The sequence below is a fragment of the Lysinibacillus sp. PWR01 genome, from assembly GCF_043359455.1.
Taxonomy (GTDB): domain Bacteria; phylum Bacillota; class Bacilli; order Bacillales_A; family Planococcaceae; genus Lysinibacillus; species Lysinibacillus fusiformis_F.
In genome coordinates, this window is record NZ_JBHERJ010000042.1 from 14,069 (window position 1) to 31,167 (window position 17,099).

The window sequence follows — 17,099 nt, forward strand, 5'->3', positions numbered from 1 at the left end:
GTAGCTACTGACTACGCGAATATTTGTATTTCATGATTAGTCTTGATTACTTGGAAAGGCAAAGGATGAGGTAACGTCATTCCCTTGTTCTATCCATTTTTCTGAGATGGTTTTCGCTTTGGTGAAAAAACGTACTTGGTCAGGTCCAAACATATGCCCTTCACCAAATCTTGATCGTTTCCAGCCACCAAAGTTATGATAGCCTACTGGAATAGGAATCGGTACATTAACACCTACCATACCTACTTCAATTTCAGTGGTAAACTTTCGAGCAGCTGCACCATTGTTCGTAAAGATGGTTACGCCATTTCCTAATTCATGGGCATTAATGAGGGCGATAGCTTCCTCTAGTGTTGCCACGCGCACGACATTCCGTGCAGGCCCAAAAACCTCTTGCTCGTAAATTTCCATCCCAGGCTTTACATGATCGAGTAAAGTAGGACCGAGATAGAAGCCGTTCGATTGTTTGGCAATTTCCGGATTTCGCCCATCACAGACTAGTGTTGCGCCTTCCTCTAGGCTACGATCAATATAGCCAATAATGGCGTCCTTTGATTGCTGAGTGATGACTGGTCCAAAATCAACTTCGGCATCTGTATAGGGACCCACTTTTAATTTGGCAATTTTACCGGCAAGAATACCGACTAATTTATTGGCCGTATCCTCACCAACAGGAATAATGGTTGAAAGTGCCATACAACGCTGAGAGGCAGCTCCATAGGCAGCCCCTAAAAAAGCATTAGCGACATGCTCTAAGTCAGCATCTGGCATCACCACCATATTATTTTTACCGCCACCTAATGCTGTGACACGTTTCCCATGTTGCGAGGCTGTAGCATAAATGGCTTCTGCCACTGGCGTAGAGCCTACAAAGGAAATTGCTTCAATGGCTGGGTGACATAACAGCTCATGAACGGCATCTTTATCGCCATTAATAACCGTCCAAACCCCATCTGGTAAGCCTGCCTCTTTCCACAGCTCTGATAAAAATAAAGCGGAGCAAGGAACTCGCTCTGAAGGCTTCAACATAACACAGTTTCCTACTGCCACCGCCATACTTGTAATCGCTAGCGGTACCATGACAGGGAAATTAAACGGCGAAATAGCTGCTACTACGCCTAATGGTTCTTTCACAGAATAGGCATTGATATGACCACCAACATTCACAGAGTACTCTCCTTTAAGTAAATGTGGGGCATTGATGGCTAAATCAACAGATTCTAAACCCCGTGTAATTTCGCCCTTGGCATCCTCAATCGTTTTGCCACTCTCTGTACAGATCAAATCAATTAGCTCATCGAAATTTTCTGTTATGAGTTGGCGGAATTTAAGGATAATTTCAGCTCGTTTACCAACAGACAAGGCGCGCCAAGCAGGAAAAGCCGCTTGGGCAACAGCGATCGCTTCCTGTACCTCTTGTTTTGTTGCCAAAGGAACACGAGCAATGACAGTGCCAGTGCTTGGATTGTAAACATCTGAAAACTGTCCGCTTTTCCCTAGAACTGTTTGTCCATTGATAAAATGACCTAACTCTTGTATGTCTGTATTCGTTACCATCTAGCTATTCCTCCTACAGTTTAATAGATTGTAAGGCTTGCACAAATTTTTCAACAATGAAATCCTTCTCATCTGAGGAAATAATCAGTGGAGGAGATAAGGTTAACACATTATTGAAGCCTGCAACGGTTACACCATTTTTCCCAATGATTAACCCTTGTTCTTTACATAGTGTCATTACTTTGTTTACAAGCGTGATATCGAGTGGTGTTTTGCTGTTTTTATCTTGAACAAGTTCTATGCCAATTAATAAGCCTTTCCCTCGAATATCCCCAACATGCGGGTGCTCCTTTAATTGCTCCTGTAGGGTAGTAAGTAATGTAGCACCTAGTGCAGCAGAGTGGGCAAATAAATTTTCCTGCTCCATTATTTCAATATTTTTTAATGCGACGGCACATGCTGCTGGCGATCCACCGAACGTGTTGACATGGCGGAAAAAGTCGTATTCCTCTGTTCCTGCAAACGCCTCATAAATTTCACGTCGAACAGCTGTGGCAGACAGTGGCATATAAGCACTGGTTAAGCCTTTTGCCATTGTCACAATATCAGGCTGGATGCCGTAGTTTTGGAATCCAAAAGCTTTGCCTGTCCGTCCAAAACCACAAATGACTTCATCAACAATAAGCAGTGCGCCATGCTTCTCACAAACAGCTTTGACTCCTTGTAGGTAGTTGTCGTGGGGCATAATTACACCACCGCCAGTAATGATAGGCTCCATAATGACAGCTGCTATGGAATCAGACATTTCCCAAGTCATGACATGATCGATTGCTTGGACGGATGGCAATGCACAAGGGTCCTTACTTTGAATATGGTCTTCATTAGCACGATACGAGTCAGGTGGCGTGACATGTAAAAATCCTGGTGCCAGTGGCTCATATTTATACTTTCGTTGGGCTTGTCCAGTTGCAGCTAGAGCACCCATGGAACTACCATGATAGGCACGGTAACGCGAAATAATTTTCGTGCGATTAACGTGACCTTTTTGTTGATGATATTGTCTAGCAATTTTGAAGGCAGCCTCATTTGCCTCAGAGCCACTATTGGAGAAGAAGACGACATAATCATCACCTAATAGCTCACTAATTTTTTCACTTAATTGAATGGCAGGGATATGCCCAACAGATAATGGTGTATACGTATTTTCCAGTAATTGCTCATAGGCAGCTTTAGCAATATCCTCTCGCCCATAGCCAACATTCACACACCATAAACCAGCCATCGCATCTAAATAGCGTTTGCCTTCAATGTCGGTAATCCACGCGCCTTTAGAGGATTGCACAATCATCGTTGCATTTGGATTATATGGCTTCATTGAGTGCCATACAAATTGTTCATCTTTTACTTGCCAATTTTGACTTGTAACATTTGTCACGAAGCTTCACTCCTTCTAAACAGGTAGTTGATTAGCATGCATATGTTTTCGTCAGATGTGGACAACAAAAATGCACAGTCGACCCCATTTGTACTTTATATGTATGCTTCAAGTATTTTAGAAGGAGTATTTAATGAGAAAGAAAATTCAGTTAATTTAAAGGCTTGACATGCTATTGATGCATTAAGACATCCTCTATTAAAAAAGCAATATACAAATTAGTCTTCGTAAAGGGATTGCTTAAGTCCATATCCAATAGCATTTCAATTTTCTTAATTTTATAAAGGACCGTGTTACGATGGATAAATTGACGTTCACTAATCCTGCTTGTACTGCCATTTTCCTCTACAAATATGCGTAAAAAAGGTACATAGTCTGTGCTGTGTAATTCATCATAGCGATAGAGCTGTCCTAAAATATCCTGACTGAAGGACTTCATCAGGGGCTGGTTTTGCACAGCCATCAATATTTTATAGGCACCGATTTCTTTGTATTTATACAAATAACGATTGTTATGAAGCTGTGCTAAATGAATGACAGTTAAGGATTCATCATAGCTTTGGCGAACTTTTTCTAGCTCTTTATGATAGTTGCCTTTACCGATAATAATATCCAAGTAACCATTTTTTAAGATGATTTTTTCATAGATTTCTTCCACGACTTTTGAGAAGGGTATATTTGGTGTATTGATTTGTGCTTTATCAATTAAAAAGATGAGGTGATTTTTATGCTTTAATTTTAAGAAGCGTTGATAGCGATTTTGAAAAGCGAATTGGATCATGACTTCGTAACGGTCAATAGCTGCTTTGGTGCCAATGGTTGTACATGTTATGATCGCTAATTCTCTTCCTTGAGGAAATCCTAGCTGTGCTAGTTGATCTTTCATTGTGTTAGCGTTTTGTTTGTACTGAAATAGTAGATTGAAAAGAATCTTTTCTTCGATAGAAAGCTCTTGATGATGGTTGGCAATAAATTGAAAGGTAGTTTTTAATAGATCGGCAATGCGATAATTCCATGGCATTTGAAAAATAGGGAAATCATGTTGATTGGCAAAAGAGATGACGGCTTCTGGAATATTAGGAATGAATGGTCCTGTATTAATGATAAAGCCAGCTACTTTTTTTGTGTATGCCTGTTTGACAAGCTGTTCCAAGGAATCTTGCTGTGCATCTAAATTAATGCCTGTTGTGACGACCAATTCATTGGGTCTACAAAACATGATTAAATCACTGCTTTCCACAACATTAATACCAGTAACTCTGCGATACGTACCACTATGTCCAGCGACTAATGTGAGCATTGGGAATTGAACTCCCTCTACAATTTTACGAATCGTCCCCATACTTTCCCCCCTTAATTATGAACATAACTTACCATATATGATGTGCAGTTGCACATATTTTTTTAGTGTTATATCCATATCTCACAAATTTTATCTATTTTAGAATGTTTATTAACTACTGTGAAAGAGAGGACTTGCATATGTATAAATGTAATAGTAGACGATTGCAAGAGTTAATTGAACAATTTAGTCAATTTGGGGCCACTGAAAATGGTGGCGTCACACGTTTGTCTCTTTCGAATGAGGATGTTCTAGCAAGAAACTATTTTTGTGAATGTTGCAAAGCGTTAGGAATGGATGTTCAGGTGGACGATATGGGCAATATGTACGCCACTCTTCCTGGTAAGAAGAATGTGCCACCCATTGTCATGGGTTCCCATCTAGATTCAGTTGAAAAAGGTGGAAGATTTGATGGCGTGTTAGGTGTACTAACAGCGATTGAGGCCATTCGAACAATAAAGGAAAATGATATTGAAGTGGACATCCCACTCATGATTGTCAATTTCACGAATGAAGAGGGGGCACGTTTTGATCCAGCCATGATGAGTTCTGGGGTCATCACCTCGAAATTCGACAAAGAAAAAATGCTGCAATCTACAGATAAACATGGCATTCGTTTTCAAGAAGCTTTACAAGCAAGTGGCTATGAGGGAGAGCAAGCCAATCGTCTGAAGGAAGCACTTGCTTATATTGAATTGCATATTGAACAAGGGCCAGTACTAGAGGCAAAACAACTGGAAATTGGTGTGGTAGAGGGTGTACTCGGTATGGTTTGCTACGAAATTACCATTACAGGACAATCAAATCATGCAGGTACAACACCAATGTCAATGCGTAAAGACCCGATGATTGTGGCATCGACCATCATTACAGAGCTACATGAACAATTAGGAAAAATTGATGAACAACTTGTTTTTACCTTTGGTCGTATGAATGTTTCCCCGAATATTCATACCGTCATCCCAAATAAGGTGACATTTACAATTGATTCTCGTCACCAAAAACCAGAGGTCATGCAACAGGTTGAGGATATTCTCAACGCGCTTCCAGAAACAGCAGGTGGATGCCATATTCAGCCTGTCAAGTTGTGGGGCAGGGATACCGTGTATTTTGATAGTGCGATTTGCAATGAAATAGAAAGAGCTTGTCAAAGCTTTGACTATTCAGCGCATCGAATGTTTAGCGGCGCTGGACATGATGCGCAGTATATGGCAAGTATGGTTCCTTCCGCGATGATTTTTGTTCCAAGTATTCAAGGTAAGAGTCATTGTGAGGAAGAGGAAACAGCCTTTGAGGATTGTGCAAAGGGCGCAGATATTTTACTAGAAACGGTGTTAACGCTACAAACGAAGTTTAGTATGGGCGAAACATATACACTGCATTAACTAGCAAGCATTCTCTAATTTTGCGATGAAGGGTGAGAGGCATAATGAAAAAAATCATTAAAGGTGGACGAGTAGCAACGGCTGCTGATGTATTTGAGGCAGATATTTTAATTGATAACGGTAAAATTGTTCAAATTGGCCGAAATTTAACGGATGCTGGCGCTGAAATTATTGATGCTACAGGCAAGTACGTATTACCTGGTGGCATTGATCCCCATACGCATTTAGACATGCCATTCAATAATACGGTGACAGATGATGATTGGAAATCAGGCACCATTGCAGCGGCTTTTGGTGGGACAACGACTATTTTAGATTTTTGTTTAACAGCAGGGGAAGAAAAATTATCGACAGCGGTAGAAAAATGGCATGACAAGGCAAAAGGAAAGTCAGCTATTGACTATGGCTTCCACTTAATGATTGGTGATTTAACACCTGAAACCGAAGCTGAATTACCACAACTATTGGAGCAAGAGGGCATTACTTCTGTCAAGGTCTTCATGGCTTATGCAAAAGAATTCCAAGCGACAGATCGTACACTATTTAAAGCCTTTAAAATCGCCAAGGATCTTGGTGCGATAGTGATGGTCCATTGTGAAAATGGCTCTGTTATTGATGAGCTAGTAGAGGAAGCAAGACGTGCAGGACATAAGGAACCGATCTATCATGCACTAACTCGTCCAGCAGAATTGGAGGGCGAGGCAACAAAGCGTGCCATCGAATTAGCGCATATAGCTGGTGCGAAGCTCTATGTGGTGCATGTGACATGTAAAGAAGCGGTAGATGAAATTATTGCTGCCCGTGAAAAGGGCTATGATGTCTATGGTGAAACTTGTCCACCATATTTAACACTCGATCAATCAGCATTAGCACAGCCAGGCTTTGAAGGAGCCAAATATGTTTGGTCACCTCCACTTCGTCCTAAATATCATCAAGAACATTTATGGCATGCCTTAAAGGCAAAACAGCTACAGACGATTGGCTCAGACCAATGCTCGTTTAGCTTTAAGGGTAAAAAGCAGCTAGGCTTAAATGACTTCTCGAAAATTCCAAATGGCGGGCCATTTATTGAAGACCGCTTCAGTATTTTATATTCAGAGGGCGTGGCTAAAGGTAGAATTTCCATCAATGAATTTGTTGATATGATCTCTACTAGTGCCGCAAAAATATTTGGCTTATTCCCGCAAAAAGGAACAATTGCAATTGGTTCAGATGCGGATATCGTCATTTTTGACCCAGAGGCACAGCGCCAAATTTCGGCTAAAACACATCATATGAATGTGGACTATAACCCATATGAGGGCTGGGAGGTAACAGGTGAGCCTGTTAGTGTACTCGTACGTGGGGAATATGTCATTAAAAATAAAGAATTTGTAGGCGTACTTGGCAGTGGGCGATACATTAAACGTCCATTAAAAACAGTAGCTGCGGAAGCACTTAATATTTAGCTTCCTACAGGGATAGGACCGATTGTTTTGACTGGAGAGCAAAGCAATCGGTCTAGTAATTAGAGTACGGAAAAAATGAACACATGAGGGGGATGTGGAAATGGTTCCGATTCAAGAGAATGCGATGACCATGCAGCTTAGACGTAATTTTGTGGAATTAAAAGGCAAGATGACAAAGAATGAGGCTATTGAGGAAGCCAATCGTTGTCTATATTGCTATGACGCACCATGTATTAAAGCATGTCCAACAAGTATTCAAATCCCAAATTTCATAAAAAAAATTGCATCCGGTAATATGAAGGGTTCAGCTACGACTATATTAGAAGCAAACCCAATTGGTGCAAGCTGTGCAAGAGTTTGTCCAACGGAAGAACTGTGTGAAGGGGCGTGTGTCTTAAATTCTTCAACAAAGCCAATTAAAATTGGTGAGTTACAACGCTATGCAACGGATTGGGCAATGGAAACCAATGCTCAGCTATTTAAACCAGGGTCATATAATGGTCAGAAAGTAGCCATTGTTGGGGCAGGTCCTGCTGGTTTGTCGGCAGCGCGTGAACTCAGTCGCTTAGGCTACCAAGTAACGATCTATGAGGCTGAAGCGAAGGCTGGGGGCTTAGGAAGCTATGGAATTGTAGCGTTCCGATTGCCAAATGATGTCGTAGATTGGGAAGTAGAGCAGATTGAACAGCTTGGTGTGGACATACAAACGAACACAGCTGTAGGTGTGGATATTTCTGCTGCTGAAATTTTGGCGCACTATGACAGTGTTATTTTAGCTGTCGGCATGGGTGCTGTCCCGAATCTGGGCATTGATGGGGAAGATTTAGAAGGGGTACATGATGCCATTGAGTTTATTCGAAAAACAAAAATGGGACCGCTTACAAATGATATTGTAGGGAAACGAGTAGCTGTAATCGGTGCTGGAAATACGGCTATTGACGGTGCTACAAGTGCGGTACGCTTAGGAGCAGACAATGTACAAATTCTTTATCGCAGAACACAAAAAGAAATGACGGCATACAAATTTGAGTATGAATTTGCCAAGCAGGATGGCGTGGAATTTAAATGGCTAACGGCACCAAAGAAAATTATCGGCAATGAAGCAGGAAAGGTGACAGGAATTGAATGTGTGAAAATGAAGCTTGGTGAAGCGGGTCCTGATGGTCGACAACGCCCAGAAGAAGTAAAGGGCTCCAATTTTATCATTGAAGTGGATGCTGTTATTAAAGCCATCGGGCAAACTCGTTTCGTATCGTTAATTGAAGCCTTTGGTTTAGCTCATACGAATGGTGTCGTCGATATTGATGAGACAACAATGCAAACGTCCAATGACAAGGTATTTGCATGTGGAGATGTTGTCTTTGGCAATGGACAGGGCGAAGCGATGGTAGTGACCGCTGTACAACAAGGCAAAGATGCAGCATACAAGATTCATGAACGTTTAAGAAAACCAAGTGAGATTGCATAAAGTGAACCTTCAATTAGTGGAGGCTCTTCATCCTCCACTGATTGTTAGTTTCACCAATCGGGTTTTTACAGGCTGTTAATATCCCATCTGAATGATTTTATATTATCTTACATTTTGAAGTGTTGGTCTTACAGCCTGTTAATACGGGATAAAGTGAACCTTCAATCAGTGGAGGCTTTTCATCCTCTACTGATTGTTAGTTTCACCAATCGGGTTTTTACAGGCTGTTAATACCCCATCTGAATGATTTTATATTATCTTACATTTTGAAGTGTTGGTCTTACAGCCTGTACCTGACGCTATGCTTTCAGTACACAAAAGATTGTTAGTAAGGGATAGAGGGGGAACTTACATGGCAGACTTACGCATTAATTTAGCGGGCATCAAATCGCCGAATCCATTTTGGCTAGCATCTGCTCCACCAACGAATTCAGGCTATCAAGTACAGCGTGCATTTGAAGCAGGCTGGGGTGGCGCAGTATGGAAAACGTTAGGGGAACCGATTTTAAATGTGTCTTCCCGTTTTGCAGCTGTTAGCTATAATGGTCAACGTGTGGCGGGCTTTAATAATATTGAATTAATTACGGACCGACCACTAGAAGTCAATTTACAAGAAATTTATGAGACGAAAAAGAAATTTCCTAATCACGCAATTATTGCCTCGTTAATGGTGGAACCAAAACAAGAAAAATGGCATGAAATTGTGAAACGTGTAGAAGATGTGGGGGTTGATGGTCTTGAGCTTAACTTTGGTTGTCCACATGGGATGGCAGAACGAGGCATGGGTTCTGCCTCTGGTCAAGTCCCTGAATTGGTGGAAAAGCAAACGTACTGGGTAAAGGAAGCGGCGCGTACACCTGTCATTGTTAAACTGACGCCAAACATTACGGATATTACCGTGACGGCAGAAGCGGCAACACGAGGTGGAGCAGATGCGGTAAGTATGATCAATACGATTAACAGTTTAGCGGGTGTTGATTTAGATTCTTGGAATACAGTACCACATGTGGCAGGCAAAGGAGCTCATGGAGGCTATTGTGGCCCAGCAGTTAAACCAATTGCACTGAATATGGTCGCGGAGTGTGCCCGTAATCCATTAGTCAATGTACCGATTTCGGGCATTGGGGGCATCTCCAATTGGCAAGATGCTGCGGAATTTATTTTAATGGGTGCAACAGGTGTACAGGTATGTACAGCAGCGATGCATCATGGCTTTAGTATTGTGGAGGATATGATTGATGGGCTCAATAACTACTTAGATGATAAAGGCCTAGCTTCAGTCATGGATTTAGTCGGTCGTTCTGTGCAAAGGTATTCAAACTGGGGCGATTTAGATTTAAATTATAAAATTGTCGCAGAAATTAATAATGATGTTTGTATTAATTGTAATAAATGCCATATCGCTTGTGAGGATACATCCCATCAATGTATTGACCTTTATACGGAGGATGGTCGCCCAATGTTAAAGGTTCGTGAGGAAGACTGTGTAGGCTGTAATTTATGCTCGATTGTTTGCCCTGTCGATGGGGCCATTTCAATGGTAGAACGTACATCCACAATTCCGCCAATGACATGGAATGAACGCCAATCACTTCTTAGCAGTCTATCAAAATAAAGGACCGTTGTTCAATTTTGAATAAAGATTAAAATCGAAATTCCACCTTCCTTCAGCATTTTTAGTGAGGGAAGGCACTTCAAGTAGGTTGTCACGGAAATTAGAAAAAAAGGAGAGAAACATTATGGAACGTGAAGGGAATTATTTAAAATCCCCAGATTTACTTCCAGTGACACATCAACAAAGAAATATTGGAACATTTGGTTTTGCAGTGATTTGGATAGGAATGGCGATTGTATTAGCGGCTTTTGCCATTGGTGGTTCAGCCATCATGAACTTATCCTTACCAATGGTCATAGTAGCAACATTGGTAGGTTCTTGTTTAATCGGTGTTTTTATGACGTTAATTGGTGATATCGGGATAGAGCATGGGCTATCTTTCCCGGTTTACATGCGAGCACCATTTGGCACATTTGGTACGCATATACCTTCCCTTGTACGCGGCGTTACAGCTGCCTGTTGGTTTGGTCTGAATACGTATTTTGGTGCATTAGCGATAAACGGTATTTTAAATTTATTGTTTGGCTTTGATAATTGGTTTATTTGTTTCCTTGTGTTTGCAGCACTTCAACTCTTTAATACTTCACTGGGCATTAAATCCATTGAGCGCTTTGCTGATTTAGCAGCCCCTGTCATTATTTTAATTTCTTGTTGGATGTATTACACATTGGCAGATAATGCAACATCTCAGGGAAAAAATATTTGGACGTGGGTGGAAACCCCAACAACAGGCTTTGCTGCTTTTACAGCCTTTATGGTAGTGGTCATGGCAAATATGGGCTTTTGGTCAACACTAGCAGCTGATATGCCGTCCTTGTCTCGATTCTTTAAAGCACCTAAATATGAGCGTAATTGGTTCAAGCGCAATAAAACACAGCTTGTGGGCTCATTAATTGTCATGCCCATTACGAATACGTTCATTGTTACAATTGGAGCAGTTTGTTATATGGCTGTGGCATCGGCTGATCCAATCAATGCCTTACAGCAAAGTGCAAGTGGCTTTATTCTAGGAATTTTATTGTTGATGATTGTGTTAGCACAATGGTCGACAAATACCTCTGCTAATGTCGTGCCAGCAGCTACTATTTTCTCTAATATTGGAGGACCAAAAGTTCCATTCTGGGTAGGGGTTGTCATTGCAGGAATTATCGGTATTCTTGCTCAGCCTTGGAGCCTATTTGATGTGATGGTCAATGTCCTATTAATCATTGGTGGTATTTTAACAGCGATTGTAGGAATTTTATTTGCTGATTATTACCTCATTCGTAAGCGGCGAGTACATGTAAAAGAGCTTTATGAATTAGACGGGCAATTTAAATATTATAAGGGCTTTAATATGGCAGGGTTAATCGCCTGGGTAATCGGCGGAGTAGTTGCGAATATATTTTCAACTTATTCCTCTTTAGTAGGGTTCGCTGTAGGAGCGATTGTATATTATATATTAGCGAAGTATTGGTGGTTTAAAAAGTATCCACAAGCTGAGCTAGATGATCCAAGTGATGCCAAATATTTAGGCATTACGGTTGGACATAATTTAGATGAACTATTTGGGCAACCAGCAGCTCCAACGGCGGCTCCAGATGAAGATGAACTGGTGGAGCAACAAGATCCTCTGTTCGAAATGAAGGGTGCCGAGTAAGAGAGACAACATCAAGACATTTTCAAAAGAAGGTGAGGTGATGGCATGTCTGAATTCCAACAAAGCACAGAGGAAATCCAAAAAGTAGATCATTATTTAGATAGTGGCTTTAAAATCAAATATGTCTACGAAAATTTAAGTGGAATGTTTGTTGAATTTGCTCGTCAGGAAGAAGTGACATTGCTACAAATTCTAACAGCAGATGCACGTAAATACTTCTCTGCCAAATTACAAGAACAAACATTACTACAATAAAGACGTAAACTCTATTCCTTTCGTTAAAATGGGAATAGAGTTTTTTTATTTTCCTTGTATTAAAGGGAGGGATTGGATGAAAAAGATCATGTCTATAGCAGAAAAAGACTTTTTGGCAAGGCGAGGGGTTGATTTCCGTTCCGCCGGCGTCCTTTCCAGGGGGCGTCTGATGAGCCGCTAATTCCCCAAGGAGTGACGCTGGCTCCACTCCAATCAACCATCCTGCAAAATGTCTTTTCCTTATCTTTCATACTAGCGGTAGCAATCAAATAGCCCAATATCTGAATTATAGAGGGGATAAGCTCTTATTTTCAATGTGGAGAAGTGATGAATGACAACACCCCTCCATAAAATGAGCAGGGAACACCTTTGCAAAAAAAGTTAGTGGAATAGCTTGGTGCTTGCACACAGGACATCTTTTCTTTAGTGATTATTCATCACACTATGCTTTTGTCCATATACCGCATAAATAATCACACCAATGATAAACCAAATGCCACAGGCAATCCATGTGTGGACAGATAGCTGTGAAATCAAAAATAGGCACATGAAGAATGACAAAATCGGCAATATCGGGAAAAATGGTACTTTAAAGCCACCGGCCGGAATATTTTTATTTTTACGCAAATAAACAACACCGATTGAAACGATGGTAAATGCCACTAATGTCCCCATATTCACTAATTCGGCAAGCTTTGAAAGAGGCACAAAGCCAGCACAGAAGGCAACTAATAGAGCAAATATCCATGTATTTTTTACGGGCGTTTTAAACTTAGGGCTCAGTTCAGCCATACTTTTTGGAAGTAGACCATCACGTCCTAATGCATAGAGTAAACGTGTTCCTCCATAAGACATAACTAAAATAACAGTCATCATTCCTACTACTGCACCAAGAGAGATAATCCCCGCAATCCAATCTTGATGGACAAGCTGCATCACATAGCTAACAGGATCACTAACATTTAATTCTTGATAGGGAACGATACCTGTTAACACGAGTGATACAGCAACATAAAGTACCGTACAAATAAGTAATGAACCGATAATACCAATCGGCATATTACGCTGTGGATTTTTTACCTCCTCCGCAGCTGATGACACAGCATCAAATCCTAGATAAGCAAAAAATACGAGTGCCGCACCGCTAAAGACACCGCTAATACCAAATGGCAGGAAGGGCTCCCAATTGATAGGCTTTACGTAAAATACGCCTACCCCAATAAATAATAGAATCACAGCAATCTTTATAAAAACCATCACAGAATTAAATCTTGTGGACTCCTTAATACCTAACGTTAATAAAAAAGCTGTCACAATAATAATCAAAATCGCTGGTAAGTTGATATATGTTCCTGCTGCAGGGTTAAATGCCCCTGATATAGCTGGTGGTAGAACAATATGAAAGCCAGCAAGCAATGCGTTTAAATAAGATGACCAACCTGTAGCAACAGCGGCAACAGCGAGACCATATTCCAAGAGCAACGCCCATCCTACTAGCCAGGCGATGAGCTCACCAAAAACAATATAACCATACGTATAGGCACTCCCTGTGACGGGCACGCTAGAGGCGAATTCAGAATAGCACATCCCCGCGAAAGCACATACGATTGCTGCGATAATAAAGGAAAAAACGATCCCTGGTCCTGCATGGGTTGCCGCAACAGTACCTGGCAAGATGAAAATACCTGTGCCCACAATAGCACCGATGCCTAATAGGATAAGATCGAAAGCTCCTAATGTTTTCTTTAGTTGAATAGTCCCTTTATTTTGCAATAAATCCTCTATTTTCTTTCTTCTAAATACTGTTTTACGCACAAAAATTCCTCATTTTCTTAAAAATATATAAAGATATTATACTTTTTTGATAATTAGGTCAATTACTTTTGTGAAATAAAGTTGAATTTAGTGAATTTTAAGAATTTTTTGAAACGAAAGAGTGGTATTTGTTGAAACTATCAAATTATCATTATTTTTTGTTTTTCCTAAAAATACATTTGTCTTTTTTAGAATAATTGTTTATGATTTTTAAAGGATGTTCAACCTAGAAATTACATCAGGAAAAGAGGCGTTATGGAGTGGCCAATAAGGAATTACAACGAGGATTAGAAGCACGTCATATTCAAATGATTGCACTTGGCGGTACGATTGGTGTAGGGCTATTTATGGGCTCAGCAAGTGCTATTCAATGGACGGGACCTTCTGTACTCCTTGCCTATGGGATAGCAGGTATTTTTATTTTTTTCATTATGAGGGCAATGGGTGAGATGCTTTATTCAGAGCCAAGTACAGGCTCTTTTGCCACGTTTGGCTATAAATATATTCACCCTTTAGCGGGTTATTTAACAGCGTGGAGTAACTGGTTCCAATGGGTTATTGTTGGGATGTCTGAAATTATAGCAGTGGGAACGTATATGCAGTATTGGTATCCAGAATTACCAGCGTGGATACCTGGTCTTATTGCGATGGTGATTTTAGGTGTGGCAAACTTCATCTCTGTCAAATCATTTGGTGAATTTGAATTTTGGTTTGCGATGATTAAAATCGTGACGATTATTTTAATGATTATTGCAGGAATTGGATTGATCTTCTTTGGCTTTGGCAACGATGGTATAGCAATTGGCTTATCTAATCTGTGGAGTCACGGTGGCTTCTTTACGGGTGGCTGGACAGGCTTCTTCTTTGCCCTATCCTTAGTCGTTGCTGCTTATCAAGGGGTAGAGCTCATTGGGATTACAGCAGGGGAAGCAAAAAATCCTCAACAAACGATTACCAATGCCATCCAAAGCATTATTTGGCGTATTTTAATTTTCTATATCGGTGCAATCTTTGTCATTGTTACGGTGTATCCATGGGATGAGCTAGGGACAATTGGTAGTCCTTTCGTGGCGACATTTGCGAAGGTAGGTATTACAGCGGCCGCAGGTATTATTAATTTTGTTGTCATCACAGCAGCAATGTCAGGCTGTAACAGTGGGATTTATAGTGCTGGACGTATGTTATATACACTTGCTATGAATGGACAAGCACCAAAATTTTTCGCCAAGCTTTCTAGTAATGGCGTACCGTTATTTGGAACAGCGGGCGTGTTAGTTGGGTTAGTCATTGGTGTTATCCTAAGCTATATTGCCCCTAAAAATTTATTTGTTTATGTGTATAGTGCAAGTGTTTTACCAGGGATGATTCCATGGTTTATCATTTTAATTAGTCAAATTCGTTTTAGAAAAGAAAAGGGAGCGCAACTGGCGAAGCATCCTTTCAAAATGCCTTTTGCACCCATTACAAACTATGTAACGATTATCTTTTTAATCATGGTGCTAGTTGGCATGTCGTTCAATGATGATACACGCATATCATTAATTGTTGGCATTATTTTCTTAGCTCTCGTAACAATGAGCTACTACGTATTTGGTATTGGTAAAAACCGATACAGCAAAGATTCTATAGAATAGCATAAAAGGATGTATCTCTAACTGGGATGCATCCTTTTTGTATGGCTATTTTTGCTAGCACAATTTTTACATAAATAAACGAAAAAAAGCCAAACTACTAAAAAATGAATGATATGGACTGGTATTCATCGGAATGAAAGGGGTGGAGCGAAAATGAACGAGATACCCGAACAAATTGTCGCTAAATTAAAGCAGGAAATTAACGAAGTCGATGATGTGAAACTGAAAATGATCGCTACAGAAGAAGGAGATGTGACGGTCATTTATTTCTCCTCACTCATCGAAAAAATGACATTACAAACCATGGTGACGATTCCACTGGCCAATAATTTGAAACAAATTCATCAAATGGCTCAATATGTGGACCCAAAGGATGTACAGGGTGTCGTTAAAAAATTGAATGCTGGGCAAACCCTTCTTTTCTTTCACGAAACCAATGCACTTTTAAGCATCGATACATATAGTGCACCTACAAGGGCTATTACGGATACGGAAACAGAGTCAACTGTAATTGGTCCACAGGATGCATTTACTGAATCACTAGAAACGAATATTTCGTTAGTGAGAAGACGTATTCAAAGCTCCATGCTAAAAAATGAAAACCGAATTGTTGGGTCCGAAGCTAATATTAAAATATCGATTATGTATATGGATAATATAGTGAGTCATGAAAATTTAGATGATCTAAGAAACCGTATCGACCAGGTAGAATATCCGTTATTTACAGATATATCCGTGTTGAAGCAATTAATTGAGGATAATCCATTATCGCCGTTTCCTCAATATTATATGACAGTCCGTCCAGATAGTATTTGCCGTTATCTTCTGGATGGTAGAATTGTCGTTTTTATGGATAATAGTCAATTAGCGATTGTCTGTCCCACTTCTTTTTTTGAAATGTTCGTGTCGATTGAAGATTATTACAACCGTTGGACAACGGCATCTTTATTAAGGATGCTGCGCTTTTTTGGTTTTTTCTTAACGATCATAATTACACCTATGTATATATCAGCCTTAACCTTCCATCCAGAAATTTTGCCCTATGAATTATTATTAAATCTTCAGGAATCCAGAAGTAAAGTGCCATTTCCACCGCTGATTGAAGTGTTATTTATCGAGCTTATTATTGAAGTCTTGCGAGAAGCGGGCTCCCGAATGCCTGCCAAAGTCGGACAAACAATTGGTATCGTAGGAGGTATTGTGATTGGGACGGCCGCTGTAGAAGCTGGTTTACTCAGTAATATACTCATTGTATTAGTCGCAACCTCAGCTCTACTTTCCTTCTTACCGCCGATTTTTTTAATGAGTAATACTAGCCGATTTATCCGTTATATTTTTATTTTATCGGCAGGATTATTTGGCTTGTTTGGACAGATGCTCGCATTTGCATGGTTAATTCACCATTTATTAAGTCTAAAATCTTTAGGCACACATTATATGACACCTGCCATTCCAAGAAAGCCAACCGATTTATTAGATAGTGTCATCAGATTTCCAACTAAATATTTAAAGAACAAATCAGGGATTTCCAAGGCACAGAAAAAATAGAACCAGAATGAGGTGGTC

The 17,099-nt window shown here is 40.3% G+C and carries 12 protein-coding genes; 8 read left to right on the forward strand and 4 right to left on the reverse strand.

The window, feature by feature from the left end; translation table 11 throughout:
• Nucleotides 1-36 precede the first annotated feature (36 nt).
• The 3 genes from ACEVFT_RS06470 to ACEVFT_RS06480 form a co-directional block, all read right to left on the reverse strand.
• Complete coding sequence (locus tag ACEVFT_RS06470) at nt 37-1,557, reverse strand: CoA-acylating methylmalonate-semialdehyde dehydrogenase (RefSeq protein ID WP_393948824.1); 1,521 nt, start codon at nt 1,555-1,557, stop codon at nt 37-39.
• A 13-nt stretch (nt 1,558-1,570) separates the two neighbouring features.
• The gene (locus ACEVFT_RS06475; RefSeq protein ID WP_393948826.1) at nt 1,571-2,932 is read right to left on the reverse strand and encodes an aspartate aminotransferase family protein; all 1,362 of its coding nucleotides are present in this window, start codon (nt 2,930-2,932) and stop codon (nt 1,571-1,573) included.
• Between the two features lie 172 nt (nt 2,933-3,104).
• Entirely contained in the window at nt 3,105-4,274 is a 1,170-nt protein-coding gene (locus tag ACEVFT_RS06480; RefSeq protein WP_393948829.1) for a PucR family transcriptional regulator, read from the reverse strand.
• 140 nt (nt 4,275-4,414) lie between these two features.
• On the opposite strand from ACEVFT_RS06480, the gene ACEVFT_RS06485 reads away from it, so the two are divergent.
• From ACEVFT_RS06485 to ACEVFT_RS06510, 6 genes are all read left to right on the forward strand, one after another.
• Nucleotides 4,415-5,659, forward strand: coding sequence for a Zn-dependent hydrolase (locus tag ACEVFT_RS06485; RefSeq protein WP_393948830.1), 1,245 nt, complete (start codon nt 4,415-4,417; stop codon nt 5,657-5,659).
• Nucleotides 5,660-5,703: 44 nt separating this feature from the next.
• Nucleotides 5,704-7,107 (forward strand): dihydropyrimidinase, encoded by a 1,404-nt coding sequence (gene hydA / locus ACEVFT_RS06490; protein ID WP_342443048.1) that lies wholly within the window; start codon nt 5,704-5,706, stop codon nt 7,105-7,107.
• Nucleotides 7,108-7,207: 100 nt separating this feature from the next.
• The gene (locus ACEVFT_RS06495) at nt 7,208-8,575 is read left to right on the forward strand and encodes an NAD(P)-dependent oxidoreductase (protein WP_342443049.1); all 1,368 of its coding nucleotides are present in this window, start codon (nt 7,208-7,210) and stop codon (nt 8,573-8,575) included.
• Between the two features lie 352 nt (nt 8,576-8,927).
• Entirely contained in the window at nt 8,928-10,190 is a 1,263-nt protein-coding gene (gene preA, locus ACEVFT_RS06500) for an NAD-dependent dihydropyrimidine dehydrogenase subunit PreA (protein ID WP_393948832.1), read from the forward strand.
• A gap of 124 nt (nt 10,191-10,314) precedes the next feature.
• Nucleotides 10,315-11,829, forward strand: a complete 1,515-nt coding sequence (locus ACEVFT_RS06505) for an NCS1 family transporter (protein ID WP_393948834.1) — start codon at nt 10,315-10,317, stop codon at nt 11,827-11,829.
• Between the two features lie 45 nt (nt 11,830-11,874).
• Nucleotides 11,875-12,084: a hypothetical protein gene (locus tag ACEVFT_RS06510; protein ID WP_016995612.1), complete on the forward strand. Its 210-nt coding sequence runs from the start codon at nt 11,875-11,877 to the stop codon at nt 12,082-12,084.
• A 423-nt stretch (nt 12,085-12,507) separates the two neighbouring features.
• Here the strand turns inward: ACEVFT_RS06510 and bcaP are convergent, their stop codons facing one another.
• A complete protein-coding gene (bcaP, locus tag ACEVFT_RS06515) occupies nt 12,508-13,899 on the reverse strand; it encodes a branched-chain amino acid transporter BcaP (protein ID WP_393948837.1) in 1,392 nt (463 codons plus the stop codon).
• Nucleotides 13,900-14,159: 260 nt separating this feature from the next.
• Here bcaP and ACEVFT_RS06520 point away from each other — a divergent pair, with 260 nt between their 5' ends.
• Both ACEVFT_RS06520 and ACEVFT_RS06525 read left to right on the forward strand, forming a co-directional pair.
• Complete coding sequence (locus ACEVFT_RS06520; RefSeq protein ID WP_393948839.1) at nt 14,160-15,533, forward strand: amino acid permease; 1,374 nt, start codon at nt 14,160-14,162, stop codon at nt 15,531-15,533.
• Between the two features lie 153 nt (nt 15,534-15,686).
• Nucleotides 15,687-17,081 carry a spore germination protein gene (locus tag ACEVFT_RS06525; protein ID WP_393948841.1) on the forward strand — a complete coding sequence of 465 codons (1,395 nt, stop codon included), beginning with the start codon at nt 15,687-15,689 and terminating at the stop codon, nt 17,079-17,081.
• Nucleotides 17,082-17,099: the final 18 nt, after the last annotated feature.